The sequence below is a fragment of the Paenibacillus assamensis DSM 18201 genome, from assembly GCF_000422445.1.
In the GTDB taxonomy this organism is placed as follows: Bacteria; Bacillota; Bacilli; order Paenibacillales; family Paenibacillaceae; genus Paenibacillus_B; species Paenibacillus_B assamensis.
Genome location: NZ_AULU01000019.1, coordinates 57,589 through 67,929, shown reverse-complemented (window position 1 = coordinate 67,929; position 10,341 = coordinate 57,589). Strand labels below are relative to the sequence as shown.

Annotated in this window: 10 protein-coding genes, 1 rRNA gene and 1 other RNA gene; all 12 read right to left on the bottom strand. The window is 43.7% G+C overall.

The window, feature by feature from the left end:
* A 16S ribosomal RNA gene (locus H580_RS0111855) occupies positions 1 to 171 on the bottom strand; the annotation flags it as partial.
* Positions 172 to 482: 311 nt separating this feature from the next.
* Positions 483 to 749 carry a pro-sigmaK processing inhibitor BofA family protein gene (locus H580_RS0111850; RefSeq protein ID WP_028594979.1) on the bottom strand — a complete coding sequence of 89 codons (267 nt, stop codon included), beginning with the start codon at positions 747 to 749 and terminating at the stop codon, positions 483 to 485.
* Positions 749 to 1,084 carry a DUF2508 family protein gene (locus H580_RS24100; protein ID WP_051217428.1) on the bottom strand — a complete coding sequence of 112 codons (336 nt, stop codon included), beginning with the start codon at positions 1,082 to 1,084 and terminating at the stop codon, positions 749 to 751. The genes H580_RS0111850 and H580_RS24100 overlap by 1 nt, the downstream gene beginning before the upstream one ends.
* Before the next feature lie 148 nt (positions 1,085 to 1,232).
* Positions 1,233 to 1,829, bottom strand: coding sequence for a recombination mediator RecR (recR, locus tag H580_RS0111840; protein ID WP_028594978.1), 597 nt, complete (start codon positions 1,827 to 1,829; stop codon positions 1,233 to 1,235).
* A gap of 128 nt (positions 1,830 to 1,957) precedes the next feature.
* Positions 1,958 to 2,269, bottom strand: a complete 312-nt coding sequence (locus H580_RS0111835; protein ID WP_028594977.1) for a YbaB/EbfC family nucleoid-associated protein — start codon at positions 2,267 to 2,269, stop codon at positions 1,958 to 1,960.
* 35 nt (positions 2,270 to 2,304) lie between these two features.
* Entirely contained in the window at positions 2,305 to 4,050 is a 1,746-nt protein-coding gene (dnaX, locus tag H580_RS0111830) for a DNA polymerase III subunit gamma/tau (protein ID WP_028594976.1), read from the bottom strand.
* Positions 4,051 to 4,163: 113 nt separating this feature from the next.
* Positions 4,164 to 5,294 carry an ATP-binding protein gene (locus H580_RS0111825; protein ID WP_084509196.1) on the bottom strand — a complete coding sequence of 377 codons (1,131 nt, stop codon included), beginning with the start codon at positions 5,292 to 5,294 and terminating at the stop codon, positions 4,164 to 4,166.
* Positions 5,295 to 5,495: 201 nt separating this feature from the next.
* Positions 5,496 to 5,762: signal recognition particle sRNA large type (gene ffs, locus H580_RS25880), an RNA gene on the bottom strand.
* Between the two features lie 232 nt (positions 5,763 to 5,994).
* On the bottom strand, positions 5,995 to 6,981 hold the full coding sequence (locus H580_RS0111820; protein WP_028594974.1) for a helix-turn-helix transcriptional regulator: 987 nt from the start codon (positions 6,979 to 6,981) through the stop codon (positions 5,995 to 5,997).
* Positions 6,982 to 7,125: 144 nt separating this feature from the next.
* Entirely contained in the window at positions 7,126 to 7,323 is a 198-nt protein-coding gene (rpmE, locus tag H580_RS0111815) for a 50S ribosomal protein L31 (RefSeq protein WP_028594973.1), read from the bottom strand.
* A gap of 188 nt (positions 7,324 to 7,511) precedes the next feature.
* A complete protein-coding gene (locus H580_RS0111810) occupies positions 7,512 to 8,780 on the bottom strand; it encodes a radical SAM family protein (RefSeq protein WP_028594972.1) in 1,269 nt (422 codons plus the stop codon).
* Positions 8,781 to 8,815: 35 nt separating this feature from the next.
* A complete protein-coding gene (gene rho, locus H580_RS0111805) occupies positions 8,816 to 10,114 on the bottom strand; it encodes a transcription termination factor Rho (protein WP_028594971.1) in 1,299 nt (432 codons plus the stop codon).
* Positions 10,115 to 10,341 lie beyond the last annotated feature (227 nt).

Genomic DNA, 10,341 nt, shown 5'->3' with positions numbered 1-10,341 from the left:
AGCTACCGTTTCCGGTAGTTATCCCAGTCTTACAGGCAGGTTGCCTACGTGTTACTCACCCGTCCGCCGCTAGGCATCAGGAGTGCAAGCACTCCATCAACCCCGCTCGACTTGCATGTATTAGGCACGCCGCCAGCGTTCGTCCTGAGCCAGGATCAAACTCTCCATAAAAGTGTTTGACTTGCTCATTTGTAATGCTGACGAAATTCATTGCTGAATTTCTTATATCAAACGTTTCACTCGTTGTTCAGTTTTCAAAGAACAATTTCGCTCCAGATCACTCGTCTTATCGACTCGTTTTCTTTTGCTCTCGTTCGCCGTGTTTCTCAGCGGCGACTCTTATAATATATCATGTTGTCGTTTCAGTGTCAACAACTTTTTTCAAAAACTTTTTCGTTGTCTTTCGACATCGTTTGTCTTTGTTTTTTTGTTTCGTCCGAAGCGACGTTTATTAATTTATCATACACAAGCCCCCTCGTCAACTATATTAATACTACCATTTTAAGGAATACAATTCCCGCTAATCCAGGCACCCCTAACAGCCCTACTGTTATAAGAGTTATTGGATTCACTGCCAACTCTACACCCACGCCCAAACCTGTTGAATTTACTAAGAACAACATAACAAATGCACTGACAGCATGAAGCATAAACCAGGATATCCCCTTGCGCACCTCTTTGTTTCGTAAGAACAGCCCTAACAACAGCAATAAGGAAACTGCCATTACGACGATTACAATTAGCTTCATTACGAACACCTCTTTATCAATTGACGATAGGCATTCGTACGAAGATTATTTTGCTTCGCCCTTTTCAACAGCATAGCTAATCGCTTTTCTGACGCTTCCATCGTAATGATTGCATAATCTGTTTCATCCATTCCAAGGGCATGATCAAATCGCACTTGAGCTTGTCTCCACTCCATAAAGGCATCATCGAGCTCTTCGATTAATCGCTGATGTTCAAGCTCACTTTCAAGCTCAGCCTCTTTAGAATGATTTGCTTTCATTTTTGAGTCAGCATGTCTTTTAAATACTTTCCTCACCTGATTATTTATGTTACCCCACCAAATCATCTTGAACATACTAAACACCTCCATAAGCTCGTCTGCTTTTAACTTATGGGTGAAAACTTCTATATAGAACGAAAACCGATACATGGATCCATAACAGAATCTACGTACCGGTTTATATTTGTTCATAATATATAGCCAACATGGCCACTAAAGATAATCACAGTTCACGGCGCCCTTCTAAAGCTTTTGACAACGTGACCTCATCTGCGTACTCCAAATCTCCACCTACAGGTAATCCATGAGCAATGCGGGTCACTTTAATACCGAAAGGACGAACAAGACGCGATATATACATCGCTGTTGCTTCACCTTCAATATTCGGATTTGTCGCCAAAATAAGCTCCTTCACTCGCTCATCACTAAGGCGTTTTAATAACTCCGCTAATTTGATATCTTCCGGTCCAATCCCCTCCATAGGAGAAATCGCACCTTGCAGCACATGATAATGCCCTTGGAATTCCTTCATTCTCTCCATTGCCACTAAATCTTTCGTTTCCTGCACAACACATATAACAGAAGCATCCCTTGATTTGTCCTGACAAATTCGGCAAGGATCCGTATCCGTAATATTGCAGCAGACCGAACAGTAGGTTAGATTTCGTTTGACGTTGACCAACGCTTTGGCGAAATCAATTACGTCATCTTCCTGCATGCGAAGCACATGGAACGCAAGACGAGCAGCTGTCTTCGGCCCTACTCCAGGGAGGCGCGAGAATGCCTCAATTAGCTTCGCTATCGGTTCTGGATAATACATAATCCCGCTCCTCTTTTACTTGTCCATGAGTCCATGATACAAAATAGTGGTGCCCTGCATCCAAGATGGAGCTTGACACCACTATAGTCGATCATTCATTTAATCAAACTATATCCACGAATTCGGGATTAGAACAATCCTGGAATTTTCATACCACCTGTGAATTTAGCCATATCATCATTAGCCATATCTTCTGCTTTAGTCAAAGCATCATTTACAGCTGTGATGATTAGGTCTTGAAGCATCTCGATATCATCTGCATCTACTACTTCTGGCTTGATATTAATAGAAAGAACTTTTTTGTGACCATTTACTTCAACGGATACAGCGCCGCCACCGGAAGTACCATTAGAGACTTTGTCAGCTAATCCCTCTTGTGCCTTCAACATTTGCTCTTGCATCTTCTTAACTTGCTTCATCATTTGATTCATATTGTTCATCGCCGTATATTCTCCTTTGTTCTCCAATTAGGATGTTATTCCTTTATGATAACGAGTTCTTCTCCAAACATCTGGATAGCCTCGTCAATCCACTTTCCCTTTGTATCCTCCGCCCCTTCTTGTTCTAACTGAAACACTTCAGTTGGGGCATCAGAAGATTTATCCGTTACTTCCCAGTCCTTGAGCATCATTGTATCCAAACGATAAGGTTTGCCCAATACTTCCTGCAGAACACGCTCGATAACTTCACGATTGGAAGGTTTCTCAGTCGTGTCCCGATGAATAGTGTTCTTGAATGCAACCAACAGGCCATCTTCAAGCATAGATACCGGCTCACCATTAACAAGCCATGCGTGGATCGTTACACCCACTTCTTTAACTCGCTGGAGCACTTGACCCCACTGCCCACGAACTTGTTGGAATTGCGGACTGTTACAATTTGCTACATATTGTTCGAACTGCGGCGGCTTTTTAGCATGTACAGAAGTCCGAACATTTTGACGAACAGCAGCGGTTGTACGCTCACGCGCAGAACCTGCAGCGGACGTTCCATCCGCATGAACACCTTGCTTCAAAGCATCATTCAACTTACTTTCAAGTGCAGCCACTTGGCGCTGAAGTTGCTGGACGACGCCAGAAGCCTCAGCAGAAATATCGCCAGCTGGCGCTACCGATGAAGAAGCCGATACTGTTCCCGAACGTTGAGTCGCTATATGCAAGAGTGCAACTTCAAACAAAGTCTGAGGCTGTGTTGCATACTTCATTTCTGTTTGATAACGATTCAACGTATCAATGACTGCGAATAAGTCCGAAGCGCCATAAGATTCAGCGATATCACGGAACGTATTGACTTGTGTCAAACGCTCTGTCATCACTCCCCCATTAGGCACTAGCTTGACCATCAACAGGTCACGGAAGAAGTATAACAAACTTTCCATACATTTGTCCGCACTTTTACCTTCTTGCATCATCTGTTCAATTACAGTCAGCACAGTCGCTACATCTTGTTCACGAACTGCTAGAGCTAACTTGGCGAACTGCTCCTCAGGCATGCCCCCTGTAATATCAAGCACTTGTTGATAAGTGACACGCCCATCTGTAAAGGAAGCCGCTTGATCTAGTAGGCTTATTGCATCACGCATGCCGCCATCGGACAATTTCGCAATATATTCTAAGCCGTCTCGATCTGCTTCGATCTTTTCTTCTGAACAGACTTGTGCCAGCCGATCCACTTGTTCCTCAAGGGATACTCGCCGGAAATCAAAGCGCTGACATCTCGATATAATTGTGGCAGGAAGCCGATGCGGCTCCGTAGTTGCCAAAATAAACATCACATGCGTAGGAGGCTCCTCCAATGTCTTCAACAGCGCATTGAACGCCTCGGTTGTCAGCATGTGCACTTCATCGATAATGTACACTTTATGACGAACTTCGGTGGGAGCGTATTTAACTTTTTCGCGAAGATCTCGAATTTCTTCAACACCACGATTAGACGCAGCATCAATCTCCACGACATCCATCACCGCTCCAGCCGTTATCCGTCGGCACGCTTCACATTCATTACAAGGCTCAGTGCTCGGACCACGTTCACAGTTAACCGCCTTGGCTAATATTTTGGCTGCACTCGTCTTCCCCGTTCCACGGGGGCCGCTGAACAGATAAGCATGCGAAAAGCGCTGCTCCCGCAACGAATTCTGTAGCGTTTGAATTATGTGCTGCTGGCCAACCATGTCACCAAATGACTGTGGCCGCCATGCGCGATACAATGCGATATGACCCATACTGTAACCTCGAAACGTTTATACTAACATCACTTCATACGAAGCTTGTTATATTATACTATATCACAATTACAAAAAAAACAGCCACACCCTCTAACACCTGTTATTGGGTATTAGTAAGGTATGGCTATTGTAAAGGTAGTACCGTATCCTTTGGATGCAACACGGATACCGCCTCCCATATCAGAAATAATTCTCTGACACACGGACAATCCCAGTCCAGTTCCATTAGGTTTAGTCGTAAAGAAGGGATCGAATATTTTATCTACGAGGAACCCTGGAATTCCAGGCCCCGAATCGTGTATATCCACCAGAACGCACTTGCATGATTCGTCTATTTTTAAATAAATCGACAAATGCCCTCCGTCAACCATAGCCTCAATTCCATTCTTAGCTATGTTAAGAAATACTTGCTTCAACATCTCCCGATCAGCTACTACAGGCGGCAGCGGAACTGTATGTACTACACGAACGTCTACGTTATGCATAACCGCCTCATTTCGAATAATAGGAACAATCTCTTCCATTACCTGTTCGACACGAAGCTGCTCAATGTTCAAATCTTTTGGCTTGCTCAAAAGCAAGAACTCACCCACTAGCTCATTAATGCGATTTAATTCAGTAAGCATGATATCAGCAAATTCAACCTCTTTGTTCATACCACGTTCTGTTAGCGTCCTTTTGAACATTTGAAGGAAACCTTTAATAGAAGTTAGAGGATTACGGATCTCATGAGCTGTGCCAGCAGCAATTTGCCCAACCATAGCTAATCGATCATTTCGCTGAACTTGCTCTTCCAATGATTTAAGATTCGTAACATCTTTAAATAGCACGTATGCCCCTAAAATACGCCCCTCTTCACACCGAACAACATTAGAATCCATTAACAATTCATGACGATATGTGCCATTTTGCCATGAGAAGGCATAATTAGTAACAACTAATCCGCCTAGAAGCGACCGCTGGATAGGATGGTGCTCCTTCGGCATTGCACCAAACAACTCGTTGATACGGTGATTCACCACCTGCTCCCGGCTCCATCCTAACAATTTGCAAGCCGTATCACTTACGTCAACTAGCCTGAATTGAAGATCTATGAGCAGCACACCTAAATTCACATCACGTAAAAACGTATCAGCAAAACGCTGTAACAATGGTACAGCATCTCGTTCACCAGGAGATCTTCGTCCTTCTGCCAGCTTTGAGACAGCTTCTTCCAGTGGTGTTGTAGGTCCTTTATGCACTCGCTCACCCCATATATATATTCATTGAAGTGTATGTTCAATGATGCATATCCACACTGTCGAAGCACCCTCTCAACAGCATTCATAACATCATTATTCTATGTATTTTTCATTCACAACTAATGCCCATCATATATTTACATATAAAAAAACACCGAGCAATATCGGTGTCAACGCGCTAGTCTAAATTATAATATAGAACCGTGCACCTGGTATTGATAATTGCGATCCAAGCGGCACTCCTATGCGACAGCTCAGGCCAGGCTTCCCCTCGGCACATATGCTAACTTACTTATGGCTGCTTCCTTCCGGACCTGACCAGGTTCATAAGCGCATATTGCGAAGGACCCAACCGTCAACACCACACATAGGCTCCAGCCTCACATCGACAATACCTCTAACAGGAATTCAACCTCGCTACAGCGGATTGCGAGTTACAGGGCACCGCTACCTCCCCGTCTAGCACGGCAACACCTAGTATAGACTATTTACAGACAAGTTGCAACTCAAGTTAAACATTAACAGCCAACCCAACCTGCTTAGTAACTATTAAATAGCCCTATTAGCCCTATCATTAATAGACTCAACATGATCCATACAAGTTCTAGTATTTCCTTGGGCACTTAACTCCAACCTCTTTTATGAGCCCACGCATGTAAACTACAAAACCCAAGTGACACCTCAATGATTTTTTCCCACGTTACGCCTCTTCACTACGAGTCATTTCAAAATCCAAATTAAGAGGTTCTTCAGGCAAAGTGTGATCCTCATTTAGAAATGAATCAGTAACGGGAACCGAATTATCCACTTCCTCTATTCGGATACCATCAACCCACACTTGCCCCTCCCCACTCAATATAACGCCGAACGCAATTGCTTCGGCTAGAGGGCCAATATCAAGCACAACATCATGCTGCGCCCAGTCCTTCGTTCCCATAACTGGTCGATTCATCATATTGTCAAAAGCCAACGGCTCCTCATTTTTACCGTCCACACGCATCCACAAACCAGCCGTTTGCGCTTCTTTTGTCTTTAAAAATCCAGTTAGTCGCAAGCGCTTGCCCTGATATTTTTTAGCCTTGAACATTTGCATTAAAGTCCCAAAGCCTTGCGAGTTAGCATTAGCCAACCCTTTAACCGTTGCTGACACCGTACCGCGGTGCACAACTAGTCGATCCAACTCCGCTTGATATTGATTAGGAAACATTCCCGTAAACATCCATCCTACAGGAAGCTCACTCTGCGTCTTTTGCATTTCCTGTTGTTCCACATAATCTTTATAGTTTTGTCCCATTTCTGTCTCATACTCATTTGTAGACATATAAGAACCAACCTCCTTTTGTGTTCGTTGAAACACTCTAAATCCACTACGATACTGCTGCGGAGTCATCTGGTACTGGCGCTTGAATGCCCGAGAGAACGAATCTTGGCCGGCAAAACGGTACTCTAGGGAAATGTCCAAAATACGCTTGTTGGTCGAGAGCAATTCCATTGCCGCCAATGTCAATCTGCGCTCTCTAAGATAGGCCGTTGCACTAATACCTACATGCTCCTTGAAAATGCGATGAAAGTGAAATCTCGAGACAGCGGTATGCTGGACAACATCTTCGAACTCCACATCTTCTTTGAGATGAAACTCCATATAGCGAATCGCTTCTTGGACCCACTCTTTATGCTCCACCCACATACAAGAAATGCACCTTCTTTCGTTAATTCCACAGCATGATCATACAAGATAAGAAAGAGATTGTTTTGACATTTTGTGCTTATTAAAAATGGACAAAAAAATAAACTCCCTGCGTGTAAACACGAGGGAGTTTGTTCATATAAATTACATGCCGTATTTCTTTTTGAAACGGTCTACGCGACCACCAGCATCCAAGAACTTCTGCTTACCAGTGAAGAATGGATGGCAGTTGGAGCAAACCTCTACTTTAAGGTTTTCCTTAACGGAACCTGTTTCGAATGTGTTGCCGCAAGCGCAAGATACAGTCGTTACGTAGTATTTCGGTTGAATTGCTTCTTTCATCGAATTCACCTCTTTCCGCCCTGAGCCCTTTGCGTTCCCAGAGTTATAAATGACACATAGATGGATTATAGCACACCGGTATAGGGTGCGCAACTTGCATTTTATAATAAGAAACTTTCGTTTCTCACTCTTACTTAAGTTATGTTATCGGAAACTCACATGCAAAAAATGAAGGGAGTTCAATCCCATCAATACTTTGCCTTCGCTCGCTGCAATAATTCAGGCGGAACGTGCGAGTAGGAACCAATGACGACATCTGGAAGCTCTTCCTTAAAAATTTCAATCATCGTCTTCATGCCAAGAATATCTCCTTGCGCCTTAGGAATGAGTTCCAAGTAGCTTTCAGGATCAATATTCAAGTTGCGCATTTGGATGAGGCGAAGCTTCGTGCGGCGAGCAAACTCAACCATCGCTTCCACTTCTTCTTCACGATCTGTAACCCCAGGGAATACAAGATAATTAATGGACGTATAAACACCCTGTTCTGATGCGTAACGAAGCGACTTCTCAACATTAGCCAAGTTATAAGCACGTGGACGGTAGTAAGCATTGTAATGATCATCCAAAGCACTAATTGTACTGACTCGCATCAAATCAAGACCTGCATCAACAATACCGCGAATATGATCAGTCAAGCCAGCATTGGTATTAATGTTGATATAGCCCATATCCGTTTGGCTCCGAACTTCCTTAATCGCTTCAATAATAATTTTAGCCTGAGTAGAAGGTTCACCCTCACAACCCTGACCAAAGCTAATGATTGATTCAGGCGTCTTCAGATGCTCCATCATAATCTGTACAACTTCATCTACCATTGGTCTGAAATTCATGCGCGTCTGCGGTGCAGGGAAACCACTATCATCCGGTTGCTCGGAAATACATCCATAACAGCCAGCATTACATGAATAAGATACCGGTACCGCTCCTTCCCAACGCTGTAAGAAGGTGTTGGAAGCAGTCAAGCACTCATATTGCAGTGCACAATGGGACAAATGTTGATAAAGGCGATTTTCTGGATAGCGCTCCAAAAGCTCAGATACCTTCACGCGAAGTTGTCTTGTATCACAATTCAACGGATCCCACTTATGAGGGTCATCCGTAGCATTAGCTGCTACATAAAATCCGCCATCTTTCCATACTACAGCTGTGTATCCAAACAACGGCAACTTCTGTTCCTTGTCTGTCTTCACATAACTTGGTATGTGCAAGCGAGTATAGCCTTGTGGTAGTAGAGCCCCTACTGCCTGTACATCTCCGGGTATAACAACCATTTCACCTGTATCTGGGTCAAGCCCAACTGGACGGGTGCTTGGTAAACCTACAAGCGTAGCCCCTTCCGGCAAAGGGATTAGCTCATCTTCAAATATTTCAACAATCATTTCCCCACTACGGGCTAGTCCAATCAAATGATCATGATCGTACATATTCCCATCTTGGTCAGCATATACTACATACATTGTCAGCAAGTCCTCCCTATATTTCGGTACATCCGTCAGCTGACAGAGGAACTGCGTGTACGGCGAGTCGGTGTTGGCGTTGGATTCGTTTCCTTAGAATCTAATGTCGCTAAAAACTCTTCGTTCGTTTTCGTATCACGCATACGACGGATAAATTGATCAACAAACTCTGGGGATTCATTCATGTTTTTACGAACCGACCATAGTTTGTCCAATTCATCCTTCGTCAATAACATCTCTTCACGACGCGTTCCGGAACGACGAATATCGATAGCTGGGAAAATACGACGCTCAGCCAATTTACGATCCAAGTGAAGTTCCATGTTACCCGTGCCTTTAAATTCTTCATAAATGATATCGTCCATACGGGAACCTGTTTCAACCAAAGCAGTTGCCAAAATCGTCAAGCTTCCGCCCTCTTCAATATTTCTAGCCGAACCAAAGAAACGTTTAGGACGATGGAAAGCCGCTGGGTCGATACCACCACTTAGTGTTCTACCGGATGGAGGAACTACTAGGTTGTAGGCACGCGCTAATCTAGTAATGCTATCAAGCAAAATAACAACATCTTTCTTATGTTCAACAAGACGCAAAGCACGCTCTAGCACTAGCTCAGCTACTTTAATGTGATTCTCAGGAACTTCATCAAACGTCGATGCAACAACTTCACCTTTAACAGAACGCTGCATATCCGTTACTTCTTCCGGGCGCTCATCGATGAGCAATACGAACAATTCGATATCAGGATGATTCGTCGATATACTATTCGCAATCTCCTTCAATAGTAATGTTTTACCTGCCTTAGGAGGCGCTACAATAAGACCACGCTGACCTAGACCAACAGGAGCAAGCATATCCATAGTACGGGTTGAAATCTTCTCAGGGGTTGTTTGCAATACAAGCTTCTTCTCCGGATATAGAGGAGTCAAGGCAGGGAAGTGCAGACGTTGTGAGGCTTCATCCGGATTCTCGCCATTAACCGCATTAATCTGCAGTAATCCAAAGTATCTTTCATTTTCTTTCGGTGGGCGACATTTCCCAGATACAAGGTCACCAGTACGAAGGTCAAAACGACGAATCTGCGACTGGGAAATATAAATATCCTCTGGGCTTGGTAAGTAGTTAATAGGACGCAAGAACCCAAATCCTTCAGGGAGAATATCCAAGACACCTTCCATGAACATAAAGCCGCCTTGTTCTGCTTGTGCGCGTAAAATTGCAAAAATAAGTTCTTTCTTCTTAAGTTGACCGTAACTAGGAATCTGTAATTGCTTTGCCAGCTTATACAGCTCCGTCAATTTCTTCGTTTCCAAATCGGAAATTTGCAAATCCATGAATACAACTCCTATTCTATTCAAGAAATAACATTGATGTCTAAGTGAAAATGAGAATGAATTCCGCTAGCCACTCGTTGTAAAGTGCCGAATACATTCATCCAAAGTATAAAACCTGTGGCAGTATGAATTGGTGAAGGGAATAACGGGTACCTAACGCCTAGTAGAATGGAGTCATTCGAATCAGAATGACAGGCGATAGAATGGATAGCGTAGACTATTTATAT